The sequence below is a fragment of the uncultured Sulfitobacter sp. genome, from assembly GCF_947502895.1.
Classification (GTDB): domain Bacteria; phylum Pseudomonadota; class Alphaproteobacteria; order Rhodobacterales; family Rhodobacteraceae; genus Sulfitobacter.
On sequence record NZ_CANNBM010000001.1, the window covers coordinates 457,348 to 474,485 of the forward strand.

General features: G+C 58.0%; 17 protein-coding genes. 3 read left to right on the top strand and 14 right to left on the bottom strand.

Annotated features, from left to right (window positions below; translation table 11 throughout):
• Positions 1 to 23: 23 nt before the first annotated feature.
• From Q0903_RS02165 to Q0903_RS02215, 11 genes are all read right to left on the bottom strand, one after another.
• Complete coding sequence (locus Q0903_RS02165) at positions 24 to 992, bottom strand: ester cyclase (protein WP_299412464.1); 969 nt, start codon at positions 990 to 992, stop codon at positions 24 to 26.
• Positions 989 to 2,005 carry a LacI family DNA-binding transcriptional regulator gene (locus Q0903_RS02170; RefSeq protein ID WP_299412467.1) on the bottom strand — a complete coding sequence of 339 codons (1,017 nt, stop codon included), beginning with the start codon at positions 2,003 to 2,005 and terminating at the stop codon, positions 989 to 991. Before Q0903_RS02170 ends, Q0903_RS02165 begins: the two co-directional genes overlap by 4 nt.
• A complete protein-coding gene (locus tag Q0903_RS02175; RefSeq protein WP_299412469.1) occupies positions 2,005 to 2,766 on the bottom strand; it encodes an SDR family oxidoreductase in 762 nt (253 codons plus the stop codon). Before Q0903_RS02175 ends, Q0903_RS02170 begins: the two co-directional genes overlap by 1 nt.
• Positions 2,763 to 3,812, bottom strand: coding sequence for an ester cyclase (locus Q0903_RS02180; RefSeq protein WP_299414454.1), 1,050 nt, complete (start codon positions 3,810 to 3,812; stop codon positions 2,763 to 2,765). Before Q0903_RS02180 ends, Q0903_RS02175 begins: the two co-directional genes overlap by 4 nt.
• A 93-nt stretch (positions 3,813 to 3,905) precedes the next feature.
• The gene (hisD, locus tag Q0903_RS02185) at positions 3,906 to 5,234 is read right to left on the bottom strand and encodes a histidinol dehydrogenase (protein ID WP_299412472.1); all 1,329 of its coding nucleotides are present in this window, start codon (positions 5,232 to 5,234) and stop codon (positions 3,906 to 3,908) included.
• Positions 5,235 to 5,304: 70 nt separating this feature from the next.
• Entirely contained in the window at positions 5,305 to 5,838 is a 534-nt protein-coding gene (locus Q0903_RS02190) for an ester cyclase (RefSeq protein WP_299412474.1), read from the bottom strand.
• Positions 5,839 to 5,923: 85 nt separating this feature from the next.
• Positions 5,924 to 7,084 (bottom strand): carbohydrate ABC transporter permease, encoded by a 1,161-nt coding sequence (locus tag Q0903_RS02195; RefSeq protein ID WP_299412477.1) that lies wholly within the window; start codon positions 7,082 to 7,084, stop codon positions 5,924 to 5,926.
• Complete coding sequence (locus Q0903_RS02200) at positions 7,084 to 8,109, bottom strand: sugar ABC transporter permease (RefSeq protein ID WP_299024692.1); 1,026 nt, start codon at positions 8,107 to 8,109, stop codon at positions 7,084 to 7,086. Before Q0903_RS02200 ends, Q0903_RS02195 begins: the two co-directional genes overlap by 1 nt.
• A 184-nt stretch (positions 8,110 to 8,293) precedes the next feature.
• On the bottom strand, positions 8,294 to 9,511 hold the full coding sequence (locus Q0903_RS02205; protein ID WP_299412480.1) for an extracellular solute-binding protein: 1,218 nt from the start codon (positions 9,509 to 9,511) through the stop codon (positions 8,294 to 8,296).
• A gap of 94 nt (positions 9,512 to 9,605) precedes the next feature.
• Complete coding sequence (locus tag Q0903_RS02210; protein WP_299024696.1) at positions 9,606 to 10,652, bottom strand: ABC transporter ATP-binding protein; 1,047 nt, start codon at positions 10,650 to 10,652, stop codon at positions 9,606 to 9,608.
• Between the two features lie 272 nt (positions 10,653 to 10,924).
• Positions 10,925 to 12,148, bottom strand: a complete 1,224-nt coding sequence (locus Q0903_RS02215; protein WP_299412483.1) for an acyl-CoA dehydrogenase — start codon at positions 12,146 to 12,148, stop codon at positions 10,925 to 10,927.
• A gap of 108 nt (positions 12,149 to 12,256) precedes the next feature.
• Between Q0903_RS02215 and Q0903_RS02220 the strand changes: the two genes are divergently transcribed.
• Together Q0903_RS02220 and Q0903_RS02225 are read left to right on the top strand one after the other, a co-directional pair.
• Entirely contained in the window at positions 12,257 to 13,150 is an 894-nt protein-coding gene (locus tag Q0903_RS02220) for a LysR substrate-binding domain-containing protein (RefSeq protein WP_299412485.1), read from the top strand.
• 117 nt (positions 13,151 to 13,267) lie between these two features.
• On the top strand, positions 13,268 to 13,651 hold the full coding sequence (locus tag Q0903_RS02225; protein WP_299024702.1) for a hypothetical protein: 384 nt from the start codon (positions 13,268 to 13,270) through the stop codon (positions 13,649 to 13,651).
• A gap of 15 nt (positions 13,652 to 13,666) precedes the next feature.
• Here Q0903_RS02225 and Q0903_RS02230 read toward each other — a convergent pair whose 3' ends face one another.
• Positions 13,667 to 14,353 carry an SOS response-associated peptidase gene (locus tag Q0903_RS02230; RefSeq protein WP_299412488.1) on the bottom strand — a complete coding sequence of 229 codons (687 nt, stop codon included), beginning with the start codon at positions 14,351 to 14,353 and terminating at the stop codon, positions 13,667 to 13,669.
• A gap of 104 nt (positions 14,354 to 14,457) precedes the next feature.
• Here Q0903_RS02230 and Q0903_RS02235 point away from each other — a divergent pair, with 104 nt between their 5' ends.
• Positions 14,458 to 14,931 carry a DUF1203 domain-containing protein gene (locus tag Q0903_RS02235; RefSeq protein ID WP_299024706.1) on the top strand — a complete coding sequence of 158 codons (474 nt, stop codon included), beginning with the start codon at positions 14,458 to 14,460 and terminating at the stop codon, positions 14,929 to 14,931.
• 57 nt (positions 14,932 to 14,988) lie between these two features.
• On the opposite strand, the gene Q0903_RS02240 is transcribed toward Q0903_RS02235, so the two are convergent.
• Both Q0903_RS02240 and Q0903_RS02245 read right to left on the bottom strand, forming a co-directional pair.
• On the bottom strand, positions 14,989 to 16,545 hold the full coding sequence (locus Q0903_RS02240; RefSeq protein ID WP_299024708.1) for a bifunctional metallophosphatase/5'-nucleotidase: 1,557 nt from the start codon (positions 16,543 to 16,545) through the stop codon (positions 14,989 to 14,991).
• A gap of 105 nt (positions 16,546 to 16,650) precedes the next feature.
• A complete protein-coding gene (locus Q0903_RS02245; protein ID WP_299412491.1) occupies positions 16,651 to 17,118 on the bottom strand; it encodes a hypothetical protein in 468 nt (155 codons plus the stop codon).
• Between the last annotated feature and the right edge of the window lie 20 nt (positions 17,119 to 17,138).

Below are 17,138 nucleotides of genomic sequence, written 5' to 3' on the forward strand. Positions count from 1 at the left end.
CGCCCGCAGGGCAGCGATGAGCCTTAGCCCGTCGCCAGCAAAATCTGTTTCCAAACGGCGGTTTCGTCGATCAGCGTATATTCACGGCGCAGGCCCCAAGGGCCGAATTCAGCGTGGCTGATGCCCATGATGTAAACTTCTGCACCCGTCGGCGTGCCAAAGGTTCCCCAGCCCGAATGTTTGCCCTGCAAGCTCCACCGAACAGCCGCGCGCGGTGACAGCATCGCATCCTCGCGCCCGATCACGTGGTCGACAGTAAATACCGCATCAGGAAAGGACGCGCGCAGACCCATCCAGAACTCGTCCACGGGCCCGTGGCTGTGGCCTGTGACACCGCCCGGGTATTCGCTGTGCACTGCGCGGTCATACTCATTAGGGATCGCAGCCATATCTGCCCCCATGATCCGTGTGATGATATCAGCGTATTTCGCGCCCCATTCGTTGTCATTGCCGCGCCCTTTATAGGGGCCTTCAATGTCACGGTCAGGGTGCATTGGCCGCACACAAGCCTCTGGGCCACCTTCGCGCTCGATCAGATCAGCGGCATAAGCCTTCGGCTCGACACCCAACTGCTTCACAATCGCCGCCTGATCGCGGATCAGCCATTCATCGTTGATCTGGTTGTTGATCGCATGACAGTCAGCAAGGATACGGTATACCAGCTTTTTCCCTGTTGCTGCACCATAAACCCCGTCCCGCGCATGGGTCGCCGTGGACAACAAACGGTGCGAGCTTAGCATCCCCTCCTCTGGCGTGCCGGACCAGATTACATCCTCACCCAGCAGCGTGCGGTCAGGGAACTCGGCCAGCGTTGCCATTGTCGCCCCGATCACCCCCTTATTGCCCACCACCACCGACGACGGGGTACGCACTACAATGTCATCGCTGTAATAGTGGTGCAGCGTCGCGATGTTGCGATCCTCCCAAATCTCTTTGGTGATCCCAATGATGTAATCGGGAAAGTCTTTGAACTTGGGGTCAAAACCCTTCATGGCGTTTGTCCTTCAGGCAAGCGGGCAGAGCCGCGGATAATGAGGGGCGCGTCGATCGACGCATGGTGAGCAGCGGTCTGCGGCGCCGCAATCCGCTCCAGCAGAATATCTACCGTGTGCGCCACCATCGCATTGGCACGCTGGCGCACAGTGGTCAGGTCATAGGTGGGCCATGCGCTGAGGGGGACATCGTCAAACCCCACAACAGAGACATCGTTGGGCACATCAATCCCCAATTCAAACCGCAACACATCCATAACGGCAAAGGCCATATGATCGTTGGCGACAAATACAGCATCGGGTGGCGCATCGACATCAAACATCGCCCGCGCTGCGGCCTGCGCCTGCGCATAGTGGTAATTCCCAGCTTCCCGCGCCACCAGATCAGTGCCCGCAGCACGCAGCGCACCCACAAATCCGGATTCCCGGTCCACTTGCGTCGAGGCGCCTTCCCATCCCGCGATATGACCAATGCGCTGATGGCCGCCCGCCAACAAAAACTCCGCCAGCTGCCGACCCCCGCCCGCGTTGTCAGAGGTGACAGAGGAAAACCGCGCGCCCTCCTGACGACGGTTGAACAGCAGAACGGGAATGCCCGCCGCTGCACAGCGCTGCGTCAGATCATTCCCCAGACCCACCGACGCAGCGATGATTCCGTCCACCTGATAATCCAGTAATTCCTCGATCACTGTCTGGGTACTTTCGCTGTCGTTGGAGGCCATGAAAACCAGCACATGATACCCGCGCTCTTGCAGGGATTTCGACAGTTTCTCTATGGCTTCGGGATAAAACTGGTTCTCCAGATAGGCGACCACCAGCCCGATAATCCGGCTTTGCCCGGTATTCAGACTGCGTGCCAGCACGTTCGGGCGATACCCCAGCTCGCCCGCTGCGCGGCGTACCTTGGCCGCCGTATCCTTACTCACCGAGGCACCGGGCGTGAATACACGGCTCACCGCCGAGCGGCTCACCCCCGCCTTTTCAGCCACATCAAGAGAAGTAATGCGCCCCATCAGTCCGCCGTCCAGCCGCCGTCGATCATCATCGCCGATCCCGTCACCATCGCACTGGCATCAGAGGCCAGAAATAAAACGGCTCCCATAATGTCTTCCACCTCGCCCACACGCGGCAGCTTGATCTTGTCCATAATCCACGCCAGACGCTCGGGGTTGTCGAATGTCGATTGCGTCAGTGCTGTTCTGATGAATGTCGGACAAACGGTATTGATCCGCACGCCTGCCTTACCCCATTCAACGGCCATAGCCTTTACCATGCCTTCCAGCCCGTGCTTGGACGCGCAATAGAGCGCGCGCTCCACACCACCCACATGGCCCATCTGGCTGGAGATATGTATAATGCTACCCCCCCTGCCCGCCGCGATCATCGCACGTGCAGCATGGCTCGATAGAAAATACGCGCCGCGCAGGTTAATCCCCATGACCGCATCATAATCCTGCACCGTGGTATCAACCGCCGCACTGTGGCGCGCCAATCCGGCAGAATTCACCACGATGTCAAAAGGCGCTGCGCACGCGCCAGCCACCGCTTCCAGATCGCTTTGATCCAGCACCAGGGCCTCCGCCTGCCAACCCTCGGCCTGCATCGCTTGCACGCAGTCTGCCAGCACATCACCACGCCGCGCGGCCAGCACAACATGCGCGCCCGCCTGCGCAAGGGCCGCCGCACAGGCCAGCCCGATGCCCGATGACGCGCCCGTCACCAAAGCCCGCTTGCCGCCCAGATCAAAAGAAGGTGTTTTTGGCAAAACTGTCACAGCGCTCTCCCCGTCTCAGGATCATATCCCGCCCTTGCCTTGTTGAACTCGCGCATCCGCCCCAGCACATCAACACCGATCTGGTCGTAGACGTGTAGCAAATCCACCAGCACCCAGTTCTCGCGGATCAGACCGTTCTCCAGACGCCAGAAATCCAGACTCCGCATGGCGATCTTCTTGCCCGCAGGTGCAGTGCCAAGCCACCCACCCTGACTGATGGTCTGGTACATATCGGGCCAACCCGTGACGGCGGCGTATTGCTGGTCGCCAAAGAAATGAAAGGTTACGTCATCGTCGTGAGTCCCGCGATCAGGCATGGCCGCCAGAAACGGTTTCTGATGCCAGTTGCGAAACCCCTCTATCCCCCGCGCAGTTCCGATGCCCGCAGGCCCATACCAGCTCATCTTTGGGTGCCAAAACCGCGGCATTTCCATCACTTCCGGCCCGCCCTGCCCCGGATGCCGTGTCATGTGATCCAGCATGTCAACAATATGCTTGCAGGTCGCCGCGCCCGCCTGCGCATCATAAGGGCCGCCGATAATCCCGTCACAGCTGGCAGGACCCGGCACGTGCCATTCGCGCCCCAACGCAGGTGTCATGGGCCAAGCACGCGCCTGCATCATGACTTCTGGAATGTCCCACAGCGCCTGCATCTCGGTGATCTTGCCATCCACCACGCGGTAGAACTCGTGAAACCGCATATGCATCAAATGGCCCGTGGGCGGAATATCAAGCCAGGGTGCCTTGAACACACCGCAGTAATAGCCCCCGCAGCCGATCCAGTCATCGCCCGCCTCTGTCGGGCCGGACATCACGATATGATCGCGCCGCTCTAGATCAGGCATCGCACGCAGCAATGGCGCGTAGACCGCGTCAAAATAAGCGTCCACCCCAACAATCGTCTCAAACGGATAGGCCAAATGAAACACAACATCTGCTGCACAAACCTCATGCAAGGCCGCACGCAGAGCATCCGCATCAAAATCGTACATCGCCGCTCGTACAGACGCGATCAGCTCTTTATGGCGCGTATGCCTATCCACGATATCCCCTATTTCTTTTGGCCATAAATCCTCCGGTGGTCTGGAGGCAGAGCCTCCATAGGTTTAGGCCGCCCCTCAAAGGGGCGACATAAACCTTCACTCCGCCACCTGCCCCACTGGCGCACCTTCACCGTAAGGCACATTTACCCCGCCATAGCGGCGTACACGCACATTGCATTGCTCGGCATGGCCGACGAACCCCTCAAGCATACAAAGGCGAGAGCCATAGGCACCGATCTCCGCTGCGGCTTCATCAGTCGTGATCTTCTGATAGCTGTGGGTCTTGAGGTATTTCCCCACCCACAAACCACCCGTGTAACGGCCCGCCTTCTTGGTTGGCAGCGTGTGGTTGGTGCCAATCACTTTGTCGCCATTGGCAACATTGGTGCGCGCACCAAGGAACAGCGCACCATAGCAAGTCATATGCTCAAGGAACCAGTCATCGCGGTCGGTCATGACCTGCACATGCTCGCTGGCAATCTCGTCGGCCATGTGCAGCATCTCGTCATAGGTATCGCAGACGATCACCTCGCCATACTCCTCCCAGCTGACGCGCGCTGTTCCCGCAGTCGGCAGGATCTGCAACAAACGGTCAATCTCGGCGAGCGTTGCCTCAGCCAGCTTTCGGCTGTTGGTAAGCAAAACACATGGGCTGTTATAGCCATGCTCGGCTTGCCCCAGAAGATCAGTTGCGCAAATCTCTGCATCGACTGTCTCATCCGCAATGACCATCGTTTCGGTAGGACCGGCAAACAAATCAATGCCCACACGACCAAACAGTTGTCGCTTGGCCTCGGCCACAAAGGCATTGCCGGGGCCGACCAGCAGATGCACGGGGTCTATCGTCTGTGTGCCAATCGCCATGGCGCCCACAGCCTGAATGCCACCCATCACATAAATCTCATGCGCACCGCCCAGATGCATCGCCGCGATCACGGCGGGGTTCGGCTTGCCGTTGAAGGGCGGCGTGCAGGCAATGATGCGCGGCACACCTGCTACAGCGGCGGTTGCAACAGACATATGCGCAGATGCTACCATCGGAAACTTCCCGCCGGGCACATAGCAGCCCACGGATTGTACGGGGATGTTCTTGTGCCCCAATATCACACCCGGCTGCATCTCGACCTCGATATCCAGCATCGAGTCGCGTTGCGCCTGAGCAAATTTCCGCACGTTCTCCTGAGCGAATTTCAGGTCAATCATCTCTTGCGGCGTGACCTGCGCAATCAGCGCGTCAATCTCGTCTTGCGAGAGTTTGAAATTTTCCGGGCTATAGTTGTCGAATTTTTCACTCAGCTCACGCACGGCCGCGTCGCCGCGTGCTTCGATATCGGCCAAGGTCGCCTCCACGGCGGCTCGTGTTTTGGCGTCATCTTCGCCGCGCTCCGCGTCTGACTTACCACGCTTGAGATATTCGATCGTCATTGGATCACCTGTGTCATATCAACTTAAACTCCTGATACGGGCGGGCGCATGGCGCCCACCCTGATCTGTCTTACGCAGTCTCGGGCTTGGGCGGTGTTTTTTCACCACGGTCAAAGGCTTCCCAGCCCTCTGCGCCGAACACATCCACGCCCAGCTGCGCCATCACATGCGGAAAATCGACCATCACCCAGTTGTCTTCGATCTTGCCGTCCGAGACTTTCCAGAAATCCATGTACCGGATTTCAACCTTTTTACCTGTGGGTGCGATGCCCATAAAGGTGCCCGAATGGGTCGCTTCCTGACGGCCAAAAGCTGCTGCCCATTCGCCCATGAACATCCGCGCCTCGTCGATGCAAACCTTGTCGGAAAAAGCCGCCTGAAACGGGCGTTGCCAGTTGTTCTGAAATTCGGTCAGCCCGTTCTTGGTTCCGCAGCCCTGATTGCCGAGCCAACGAAAATTCTCATGGAAGAATGCGCCGATGCCGTCGATAGAATGGTCATTGAGTCCATCGACCATGTTTTCAATCACGGCGCGGGTCTCGTCTGTTTTGCTCATGTCCGTGTCTTTGGTCAGCACGGCTTGTTCGGGTCGGGAACCTTTCATGCGAGAGGCCTTTCTGTTTGGTTAACCGCGGACCGGGGCCAGCCCCGGACCCCGGAGTTTAAGGGAAAAATAAAGAAGCAGGACATCAGCCTTTTACCGCACCAGCTGTCAGGCCACTTACGATCTGGCGCTGGAACACCATGACCAGCAAGAACAGCGGCGCAGTGATGGACACGGCAGCGGCCACGGCCTCCACCTGATCGGTGGTTGTGGTCTCGCGGTTAAAGTAGCCTGCAATGGCAGGCACCATCGTCTGGTTCTGCGCATCCAGCAACAGGGCTGTGACCAAAAAGTCATTATACCCCAGCAGGAAACTGAACAGACCTGTGGTGATCACACCGGGCCACATGACGGGCATGATCACACGGCGGAACGCCTGAAAATGCGAACAGCCGTCGACGCGCGCGGCCTCGTCCAGCTCTGAGGGGATGTTTTGAAAGAAGCTGCGCAGCATCCAGATGGTGAAGGGTTGATTGATCGCGACCAGCACCGCAATGACCGCCCATGGCTGGCCATATAGCGTTGGCGAAAGCTCTCCGAAGATCGGGCGAAGAATTTCGGCCGAGTTAATGAACCACGGCAAGTATCCCGCCACCAGCACCGAATGCGGAAGCGCGCGGAAGACGAGTGCAAGAATGAGGAGCCAGAATGCAAGATCGGAACCGGAGCGCGCAAGCCCGTAACCTGCCAGCGTACCCACCGTCAGCGAGATCGTCACAACACCGGCCGTGACCAGCATAGAGTTGCCAAAATTGCGGAAGAACTCGTTTTCGACCCAGACCGAAACATAGTGTTCGGTCGTCAGGCCAAGCACAGGCGTGCCCAGCGGACCAAGCACGCTGTTGAGCGGCGACAGAACCAATGGCAGCACTCCGAAGAACACGACCAAGAACACAATCGCATAGGCCGCAGCCCCGATCAGCCACCCAACCACGATCAGGCCTTTGGGGGTCATCTGGACAACAAACGCAGGCAGCCAGGTGAATGCCCAACGCAACGCGAAATACAGCACCGAAAGCCCCACAACGATATCCAGCACCGACAGCCCATTGCCCCCTGCCAATGTGTTTGGTCCAAGGATCACATCCAGCGGGCTGGCGGCAAAGGCATCAACGGGCGATTTGAAGCTCATCACCGTGATCCACAGGATCGGGAAGATCGCGACCACACACCAGAACAGCAGGAAGGTGTTCGAGGCCAAGCGCAGCCCGAACGACTGGCGCATTGCTTTTGCAGTATTTGACATCAGTGTGACCCTTCTTTGTGTTCGCGCCACGTGCGGCGCAGCGGCCAGATCAACAGGAACACAATCCCGATCATCGTAAGCATGGCACTGGCCGAGGCGCGGCTGATCGCACGGTTGCCCGCATCATCCGGCGTGAGCAGATCGAACGTGAGCCATTGCAGCGAAATGACATGCGCCTGGCTGCGGAAGCCGATGATTTCCTCAAACACGCGATAGCAATCCATCAGGTGGATCAGCGCGATAAATACGATCAGCGGCATCAAATGCGGAATGATCACATGGCGCAGGCGCTGGAAACGGTTTGCCCCGTCGATTACAGCACTCTCCAACGTATCCATATTCACCGATTGCAGACCTGCATAGAAGATTACAAAGGCAAAGGGCGCCACGTGCCAGACACGGTAGAAATACATCAAAAGCTCGATCGTCCACGCTTGTGCAAACATCGAGATATTGGTGCCTGTCCACCGCTCCATCATGGCTGTCAGAATACCGTCACCCACAAAGAGCCAGTAAATCGAAAGGGATCCGACAACGGGTGTGATAATGAAGGGCAGCAGCGATACAAAGATTACGGGCCCGCGCGCAGCCCGTGCTGCGTTGTTTACCGTCAGCGCGATCAGCAGACCCACCCCGATCACCAGAGGCAGGGTGACCAGCGTGAACATCAGCGTAAACCGCAGCGCTTTCCAGAAATCGATTTGCAGGATGTCACGCGGGGTGCCCGCACTCACCGCTTCCCAGACTTTGTCCATTTGCAAAACATTGCGATAGCTTTGCAAGCCCGTCCATTCCGTTTTGGTGATAACCTTGCCATCCTCACCGATGGTCGGAATCGTCTTTAGTTCGGTCACACAGGTCTGGGTGATAAAGCCCGGAGTGCAGGTCTCGACCTCGACATTCTGCATGATGGGCTGTGTCACCTGAAAGCTCTGCATGAAAACCGAGATCAACGGCAAAGCAATGAAAAGGATCATCATCAAAACCGAAGGTCCGACGAATGCTGCAAATGTCTTGAACTTCATTGCTGTTGTCCTCCCCCACTATCGGCCTGCTTACAGACCCTGCCACTGGCCATACGCGGCAAGCCCACACATAGGCCCGGCGCATCATCGGTGCCGCACTTGGCGAGAGGCCCATGCCTCTGGCAAAATCCGGTTTTCTGGTATCGGCGGCCCCTGCTGCGCACAGGGGCCACCGACCAGTCGCTTATTGCAGAACGCCTGCTTCTTTTGCGGCAGTTACGTAGCCTTCTTCGATGGCAGTCAGTGTCGCTGCTGCGTCACGCTCGCCTGTCAGGAAGGCAGGGATCTCGTTGCCCAGAACAGTGTGCATCAGTCCCATACGTGTGGTGGACGGATAGGCAGGCGCGGGCGGGTTTGCCGTTGCTGTTGCAATAGCGCCTTCGGACAATGCGCCCGGCTCAAAGCCCTTCACCAACCAGATCGCGGCGTCGTTGTTTGCCTTGACCATTTCCTCATCCATGCCTTCCATAGCCAGACGGAAGGCAGCGTCAGCTTCCTCGTCGGTGATGTTCGACGCGATTACGATTCCATCCCACCAAAGGGTCGTAGCAGGCGCGCCACCAGCCATTGCCATCGGAGCGGCAGCCATCTTCACTTTGCCAATAACCTGGCTTTCGGCCTCGTCATTCATGGCACCCGCGCGCGAAGCCCACAGGTTCGCCATGGCGATTTTGCCCTGCTGGAACTGCTGCTGCACATATGTGGAGTCGCTGACCAGCACTTCGGGATCCATGAATTCCAGACCAGCCTTCATGGTTTCAAGCGCCTTGATACCCGCATCGGAGTTGACCGCAGGTGTGTTGTCTTCGTTGAAGAACTTGCCACCATGCGCGGGCAACATGTTGACCATCTCCTGCGCGAGGTTCCAGCCCGATTTCATCGTCGCACCCAGCGGCACATCTACGGCACCGGCTTCCTTGATCTTGGCCGCAGCAGCATAGACTTCTTCCCAAGTCGTCGGCACCGCAATATCGAGATCAGCCAGAATGTCTTCGCGGTACATCAGGTGCTGTGTGTTCACCATCATGGCAACGGCCATGATCTTGCCGTCGATTTTAATCAACTGGTTGGGCGAGAGGTTCTGACCGTATTTAGCGACCAGATCATCCAGCGGGCGGATCGTGCCTGCATTCAGCAAAGGTGTGACGGTGCCGTTGGACACGCCGCCGATGTGATAAAGCGACGGGTTCGCTTCAAAGGCCGCAGGCTGCTTGGTCCGGAACTCCTGATCCAGCTCGGCCTGGAAATTACCGCACTCCGCCATGGCGTCTGTGACGGCTTTCCACGCTTCAAAACCTGCGGACAGGCTCTTGATCTCGACTGTGTTTTCATAGGAACACGCGGCAAATGCGGTTGATCCCATCAAGGATACAACGCCCGCGAGGACTAGGTTCTTCAACATGTGCAAACTCCCTGTTTTGCTATTATGTGAGGTGCATCTTGCAAGACTGCACCGTCATTGACCCCGATTTGTATCGGAGCACATCAACTGCGCTTCAGACCCTTTCGCCTGTTGCGCGGTCAAATACGTGGCAAATATCCGGCGTCACAGAAAAACTGATCGGCTCGCCGATATTGGCCCTGAATTCTTTGGAGGCTTTCACTGATACCAACTGCCCGCCTGCGCGGACCGCCAGCATAACTGCATCGCCCAGCAGCTCGATTGTGTAGATTGGTGCCGTGATCTGGCCTGCATCCGCTTCGGACACCGCCGCATCCTCGGCCCGAAACCCAAGCGTAACAGCACCGTCTGCGGCATCCAGCCCCTCAACCCGTACATTGGTTCCGGTAAACACGCCGTCCTTGATATCACCATCCATCAGGTTCATCGCGGGCGAGCCGATAAAGCTCGCCACAAAGGTGTTGGCGGGGTTGTCATAGATCTCGGTCGGTGTGCCGACCTGCTGCACCTTGCCCGCTTTCATCACGACCACACGGTCTGCCAGCGTCATCGCTTCGATCTGGTCGTGGGTCACATAGACGGTGGTAACTTTCAACTCATGGCTGAGGTTCTTGATCTGTGCGCGGGTGCTGACGCGCAGCTTGGCGTCCAGATTTGACAGCGGCTCATCCATCAAGAACACATTCGGCTCGCGCACAATGGCGCGGGCAAGGGCCACGCGCTGGCGCTGGCCGCCCGACAATTCGGCAGGTTTGCGGTGCAGGAAATCGTCCAGCTCGACCATCGCACTGGCACGGCGCACCCGTTCGTCATGGGTCGCTGGGTCGACTTTGCGCACTTTCAGAGGAAAGCGGATGTTGTCGTAGACATTGAGGTGCGGATACAGGCCATAGCTCTGGAAAACCATCGCAACATCGCGGTCTTTGGGGTCCAGATCGTTGATGACTTTGCCATCGATGATGATCTCGCCTTCGGTCACATCCTCAAGGCCTGCAATCATCCGCATGGTCGTCGTCTTGCCACAGCCCGAGGGGCCAAGCAGCACCAGAAATTCCTCATCCGCGATTGTCAGATTGAAATTATCAACCCCGACGAAATTGCCCCAGCGCTTGTTCACGCCCTTCAGCTGAATCTCTGCCATCGTGTCCCCCGTTCACAGCACTTTTGCCCTGCTGCTCCACCCTAGTGAGAGACATAGCTCCAATGCAACGCATTTTTGCACACGTGTGCAAAAATCACTTACGCGTATGAAAGAACGAAATATTTGGAGGATCAAGTGGCCATCGCGAAGCTGAAAAACCCTCGCGCCGAAACCCCGAAAAAAGAATCATGGCACGCAATGCATGACGTAAAACACCCGCACAGATACCTGCGCGGGTGCTTCTTAAGAGTACAGATCAAACGGATTGCGGTTTAGAAAAATGCCTGCAAGCCAGTCTGCGCACGGCCAAGGATCAGCGCGTGAACGTCATGGGTGCCCTCATAGGTGTTGACCGTTTCAAGGTTCATCATGTGGCGCATGACCTGAAACTCGCCCGAGATGCCGTTGCCGCCGTGCATGTCGCGGCTGTGGCGCGCGATTTCCAGCGCCTTGCCGCAGTTATTGCGCTTTACGATGCTGACCATCTCGGGGGCCGCGTTGGCGGCATCCATCAGACGGCCCACTTGCAGGCTGGCCTGCAAACCGAGGCTGATTTCAGTCATCATATCTGCGAGCTTTTTCTGGAACAGCTGTGTCTGGGCCAGTGGCTTGTTAAACTGGTGGCGGTCCAGACCGTACTGACGTGCCGCATGCCAGCAGAACTCGGCCGACCCCATGACACCCCAGCTGATGCCATAACGCGCACGGTTCAAACACCCGAATGGCCCTTTGAGGCCTTGGACATTGGGCAGCAACGCGTCATCGCCAACCTCTACATTGTCCATAACGATCTCACCAGTGATCGAAGCACGCAGGGACAATTTGTTACCGACTTTCGGTGCGCTAAGACCCTTCATGCCTTTCTCAAGGATGAAGCCACGGATTTTGCCGCCATGCTCTTCGGATTTTGCCCATACCACGAACACATCCGCAATCGGCGCGTTACTAATCCACATTTTCGAACCGGTCAGCTTATAGCCATTTGCCGTTTTCACAGCGCGGGTTTTCATGCCCGCAGGATCAGACCCTGCATCCGGCTCTGTCAGACCAAAGCAGCCGATTGATTCGCCGCTGGCCAGCTTGGGCAGATACTTTTTGCGCTGCGCCTCGGAGCCGTAAGCGTAGATCGGGTACATGACCAGCGACGACTGCACCGACATCATAGAACGATAACCACTGTCCACACGCTCAACCTCGCGCGCGACCAGACCGTAAGAGACATAAGAGCCGCCCAGCCCGCCGTACTCCTCGGGCACGGTCACACCCAGCAAACCCATATCGCCCATCTCGCGGAAGATACTCTCGTCGGTTTCTTCCTCGGCAAAGGCCTTGATAATGCGCGGTTGCAGCTTTTCTTGTGCATAGGCCTTGGCACTGTCCATGATCATCCGCTCGTCCTCGGACAGCTGGTCATTCAGGCGCAGCGGATCAGTCCAGTCGAACGTCCCCAGATCGGGGGCGTCTTTTGCTTTCAGGATAGGTGTTTCGGCGTTCATAGCGGTACCTTTCAAGTGGGAGTGCGGATTGCTTTGACGTCAATATTGCACATTCGCACACAAACCTCTAACGATGCTTCGTCCTCAACCTATGAGTTTTAGTCATACATGATCGCTCCGCGCCGTTATCTGCCGTCTGTCTCTGCCCTGCTCGCATTCGAGGCCTGCGCACGGCTGGGCAGCGCCACTTTGGCCGCGACAGAGCTGTCGTTGACGCAATCGGCCATCAGCCGCCAGATCAAAGCACTTGAGGGGCAGATCGGTGTGCAGCTTATGGCGCGACAAGGCCGCCGCCTGACCCTTACACAGGCGGGAACGGAATATGTCCGCGAAGTGCGCGAGGTGTTGGGCAGGCTGGCGCAAGCGTCGGTCAATGCCTCGACCCAAGCGCAATCAGGCGCACTGACGCTGGCAATCCTACCTGCCTTCGGGATGCACTGGCTGGCCCCCCGACTGTCCGATTTCGCTGCCGCCCACCGTGAAGTAACGGTAAACCTATCCACCCGTTTGCGCCCTTTCTCACTCGGCGGGAGCGGATTTGACGCCGCGATCCACTTTGGTCACGAAGATTGGCCAGGTGTGCAATACATGCCCCTGATGCCTGAAATTGTTGTGCCTGTCTGCGCGCCCGATCTGGTGGGTGCGCCCTTTGACAGCCCTGCGCATTTGCGCAACTACCCCTTGCTCCACCTGGAAACGCGTCCCCGCGCATGGGCGCGGTGGTTCGAGGCGGTGGGCGAGCCATGCGATCCGCCCCAAGGTATGATGTTTGACCAGTTCGCCACCATGGCACAGGCCGCCCTGCACGGGCTGGGCATCGCGCTGCTTCCCACATTTGTGGCCGAACCCTACCTTAAAGACGGACAGCTGGTGCTGGCATCGGACAAAACCACCGAGAGCATCGGCAGTTACTATCTGGTCTGGCCAGCCGACCGCCCCGCGCCCCCACCACTGATCGCCTTTTGTGACTGGCTAAAAACCCAGACGACGCCCCACGTGTAACCGGTACAAGACAAGGCAAACAGGGTTAACAAAAGCCCCCGCTGCCTCACTTCGGCCACATTCACGGCCTATAGCAAGTCTTCGTGACGGTGGGGGCCGACACCAAGGAGCATAGCGATGCTTAGCAAATTTATTCTGCGCGCGACCCTGACGGCTGCCGCATTTGCGGGAACGGCCAGCGCCGCTTCTGCCGACGAACTTCGTGTTCTGATGATGGACTATGCCTTTTTTCCAGAAACCAGCTATGTCCAGCCGGGTGATGTGATTGTGTTTGAAAACATTTCGGGCTCGGAACGTAGCGTTGTGTCCAACAATGATACATGGTCCATCAATGATCTTGCCGATGGTGCAACCGTTGCGCTGACCATCACCGAAGGCATGCCTACCAAATACTTCAGCTTTGTACCCGGAGGCGCAGGCGACACCGTGGATGAGAACGGCAATGTGCGCGTTGTCGGCACCATGAACTTCAACGGCCCGCCCCAAGCCGCAGACGACTGATAGCAACCCGGCGGGTCAATCGCTTTCGATTGGATCCCAAGGCTCTATCAGCTCGGGGCCGGACGCGCGGTTGGAATTGACCGCGCGGTCGACACGGTGCCAGTGCAGCACATCATCCGCCGCCGCCCGCATCAGCGGTGCGGCGCCCTTGCCCTGTTCACCAAGCCATAGAGCATGATCGGCAGGCTCGATGATAACAGGCATCCTGTGATGGATCGCCTGCATCGGCGTGTTTGCGGCAACCGTCAGCGCGGCAACCGTACGCAAGTCCTCGCCACTGGCGGGGTTGCGCCAGCCCTGCCACAGCCCCGCAAAAGCCAGCGGCGCGCCATCACGGCGTGTGATGTACCACGGATCGCGGCCGCCCTCAGCGTCTTTGGTCCACTCATAGAACCCGTTAGCTACCACCAACACCCGACGCGCATGCACGGCCGAGCGAAAGGCGGGCTTGTCCAGCACCGTTTCGGCGCGCGCATTAATCAGCAGCGGGCCATCATTCGGCTTTTTGTACCAATGGGGGATCAGCCCCCAGCGCATTGCTTCCATCCGTCGCGGCTGGTCTGGGCCGCCTGTGACAACCACCACGTCATTGGTCGGACAAATGTTATAATTCGGCCCCTCGGGCAGTGTATTCGCGGGGGCCGCCTCAAACATCTGGGCCATTGCCTCGGGTGGCAGGGTCAACGCCATACGTCCACACATGTCTTTGCCCTCCTGCCTTTGATCCACCACCGCGCCCCAATGCGCACAAAGCGGATCGCCGCATGCCCCGACCTTTTGCCATAATCAGCAAAAGGAGAGCAACCATGACACAGATCACATTCCATCCCCTGCCCACAGCTGCCGTCGAGGCATTACGCCAAGGCGGTGCAGACGCTTACGGCAACCCGCCAGAGAGGGCAGTCTCATCCGGTGCAGGCATGCCCTGCCGGCACTGTCTGGGAAATATCCCCGAAGGCGCCGAGATGCTGATCCTTGCCCACCGTCCCTTTGGCGCGTTACAGCCCTACGCCGAAACAGGACCGATCTTTTTGTGTGCAGATCCCTGCTTACCGTTTGCAGGTAACGGCCTGCCACCAATATTGCAAACCAGCGCAGGCTACCTGCTAAAAGGGTACACCAGTGACGCGCGTATCCGCTATGGCACGGGGCAAATCACAGCACCCGATGGTATCGCATCCTACGCAGCAGAGCTGCTTGCCCGCGACGAGATCGCCTTTGTCGATGTCCGCTCTGCCAGCAACAACTGCTTTTTGACACGCATTACCCAGAGCATTTGAAAAAGGCGCGCCCTTTGCACGGCGCGCCTTCATTCATAGTATCAAACAGCCTGACGCTTACTTCACCGTAATGCGGCCATCTGTATAGGGCTTGTATGGCGCATTCTCGGCCAAGAACTCGGCCGTGACATCTGCCAGATCAGGGCCGAAGTCATAGGGGTTGGCGGCGGTTTTGAACATCGAGTAGCCATCCCCGCCGTTGCGCACATAGTTGTTCGAGACAACGCCGTAGACCTTGTCCATCTCGACCGCCATGCCGCCGATCATTACATCCGACACACGGCTGCCTGCCTCGGCTGAGGCATCAAAGGCAAATGTCATGCCCGCCACTTGCGGGAAGCGACCTGCGCCTTCTTCAACTTGGCTCACACCATTTTCAAGCGCTTCTACCAGCACGGCACCCGTCACCTCGAAAGTGGAGAGTGTGTTCTGGAAGGGCAGAACCGTCAGAACATCACCCATGGTGACCTGGCCTGCGTCGATGCTGGCGCGGATGCCGCCACCGTTCTGGATGGCAACGCTAATGCCCTGATCGGCCACACGGGCCAACATGGCGTCAGCGATCAGATTACCCATAGAACATTCCTGCGCGCGGCACACCGCACGGTCCCCGCCAATCGGCTCGGCTGTGTCGGCTACAACCTTGTTGCGGATCTCTTCCAGAGGGGTGGCCAATTCGGAAATACGCGCAACTGTCGCCGCATCCTCGGTCACAGAGGCATCAATCAGGATCGGCTCGCCTTTGGCTTCGGTCACATTGCCTGCATCATCAAAAGTGACATTCAACTCACCCAGATATTTGCCGTAGGCATAGGCCTGCACAATCGCTGTATTGCCGACCATCGTCGGATAAGGCCCTTCTGCACGCTCGTTTGTGTTGCTCAGCAAGGTGTTGGAGTGCCCGCCCACAATCACATCCACGCCTGTCGTCTCTGCCGCAACCCGCTGGTCCACCGCATAGCTGGAGTGGCTGAGAACGATGATCTTGTTCACGCCCTGCGCGGTGAGCGCATCAACCTCGCCCTGCACCGCAGTGACGGGATCGGAAAAGGTCACGTTATCGCCGGGGCTGGCCAGCTCGTCCGTGTCTTCGGGCGTCAGGCCGATCAGGCCGATCTTTTCGCCGCCCCGCTCGATCACCGTGGATTTCGCCAGCTTGTCTGCCAACAGCGGCTCGGCGCTCACATCGGCATTCGACATCAGGATGGGGAAATTCACCGCATCCATGAAACCAGCCAGCACTTCAGGGCCGTCGTCAAATTCGTGGTTGCCCACAGTCATGCCGTCATAGCCCAGTTTGTTCATAAACTCGGCGGCCATTTTACCCTTGTAGTAAGAATAGAATAGCGTGCCCTGAAACTGGTCGCCGCCGTCTACCAGAATGGCATTATTGGTGCGGCCACGGGCCTCTGCGATGGCGTTGACCAAACGGGCCGTGCCACCAAAACATTTGCCTTCGGTATTGTCCTCCGCGCCGCAAGGACCGTCATATTTGCTGATCGGCTCGAACCGCGCATGGAAATCATTGGTGTGCAAAATGGTCAACGTGTAGTCGGCGCTGGCCATACCTGCTGTCAGGCCCAGCGCGGCAGCACTCAAAAGGAATCGCTTCATGGTAGTCCCCCAAGGTTGGATTGAATGGCCCTACCCTGACAAGCGGCCGCGCCTGTGTCAAAGATTGCATCGGCGCTGTCCCCTTCCCGTTGCGTCAGCAGCGAACTACTGCCTGATTATCTCTCGGGTCAGGCTCAGCGCGCCGCGCGTTCGGTGCCGGTGGCTGTATACGTACCGACAGAACCGCGCCACAAAAGGCGTCTGCCAGCCCGCCTCAAGCACGATATGGTCGGTCCACAGCGCGCCTTGGGGATGCGGATCAAGGCTCAGCGTATGATCCCAGCGCGCCACGCTTGGATTGTGTTCGCGGCTTTGCAATACGCGGGCTGCACAATCAAGGCTTTCTACATACATCACATGGTTTTTTGTGCGCAAAAAACCCCACATCAACACATCGACGGTAAAGCGTTCACCCGCCGCGACCTCACCGTCTGGCAAGCCCTCATAAATCGCAATCTTGGCCATGGCTTGCTTCATCTCGCCAAAATGCAGCGCTTCGGCAAAGACGGTATCGGGATCACGCGGATAGACCGCGCGCAGGGTGACAGCATAGGGCATCACGGCTCCTGTCATTGGACGCGCCTTCAATACGC

Excerpts from the sequence above, each read along its gene's own strand:
- Q0903_RS02165 (WP_299412464.1), bottom strand. The coding sequence starts at position 992 with ATGAAGGGTTTTGACCCCAAGTTCAAAGACTTTCCCGATTACATCATT.
- Q0903_RS02170 (WP_299412467.1), bottom strand. The coding sequence starts at position 2,005 with ATGGGGCGCATTACTTCTCTTGATGTGGCTGAAAAGGCGGGGGTGAGC.
- hisD (WP_299412472.1), bottom strand. The coding sequence starts at position 5,234 with ATGACGATCGAATATCTCAAGCGTGGTAAGTCAGACGCGGAGCGCGGC.
- Q0903_RS02190 (WP_299412474.1), bottom strand. The coding sequence starts at position 5,838 with ATGAAAGGTTCCCGACCCGAACAAGCCGTGCTGACCAAAGACACGGAC.
- Q0903_RS02195 (WP_299412477.1), bottom strand. The coding sequence starts at position 7,084 with ATGTCAAATACTGCAAAAGCAATGCGCCAGTCGTTCGGGCTGCGCTTG.
- Q0903_RS02200 (WP_299024692.1), bottom strand. The coding sequence starts at position 8,109 with ATGAAGTTCAAGACATTTGCAGCATTCGTCGGACCTTCGGTTTTGATG.
- Q0903_RS02205 (WP_299412480.1), bottom strand. The coding sequence starts at position 9,511 with ATGTTGAAGAACCTAGTCCTCGCGGGCGTTGTATCCTTGATGGGATCA.
- Q0903_RS02210 (WP_299024696.1), bottom strand. The coding sequence starts at position 10,652 with ATGGCAGAGATTCAGCTGAAGGGCGTGAACAAGCGCTGGGGCAATTTC.
- Q0903_RS02215 (WP_299412483.1), bottom strand. The coding sequence starts at position 12,148 with ATGAACGCCGAAACACCTATCCTGAAAGCAAAAGACGCCCCCGATCTG.
- Q0903_RS02220 (WP_299412485.1), top strand. The coding sequence starts at position 12,257 with ATGATCGCTCCGCGCCGTTATCTGCCGTCTGTCTCTGCCCTGCTCGCA.
- Q0903_RS02225 (WP_299024702.1), top strand. The coding sequence starts at position 13,268 with ATGCTTAGCAAATTTATTCTGCGCGCGACCCTGACGGCTGCCGCATTT.
- Q0903_RS02230 (WP_299412488.1), bottom strand. The coding sequence starts at position 14,353 with ATGTGTGGACGTATGGCGTTGACCCTGCCACCCGAGGCAATGGCCCAG.
- Q0903_RS02235 (WP_299024706.1), top strand. The coding sequence starts at position 14,458 with ATGACACAGATCACATTCCATCCCCTGCCCACAGCTGCCGTCGAGGCA.
- Q0903_RS02240 (WP_299024708.1), bottom strand. The coding sequence starts at position 16,545 with ATGAAGCGATTCCTTTTGAGTGCTGCCGCGCTGGGCCTGACAGCAGGT.
- Q0903_RS02245 (WP_299412491.1), bottom strand. The coding sequence starts at position 17,118 with ATGACAGGAGCCGTGATGCCCTATGCTGTCACCCTGCGCGCGGTCTAT.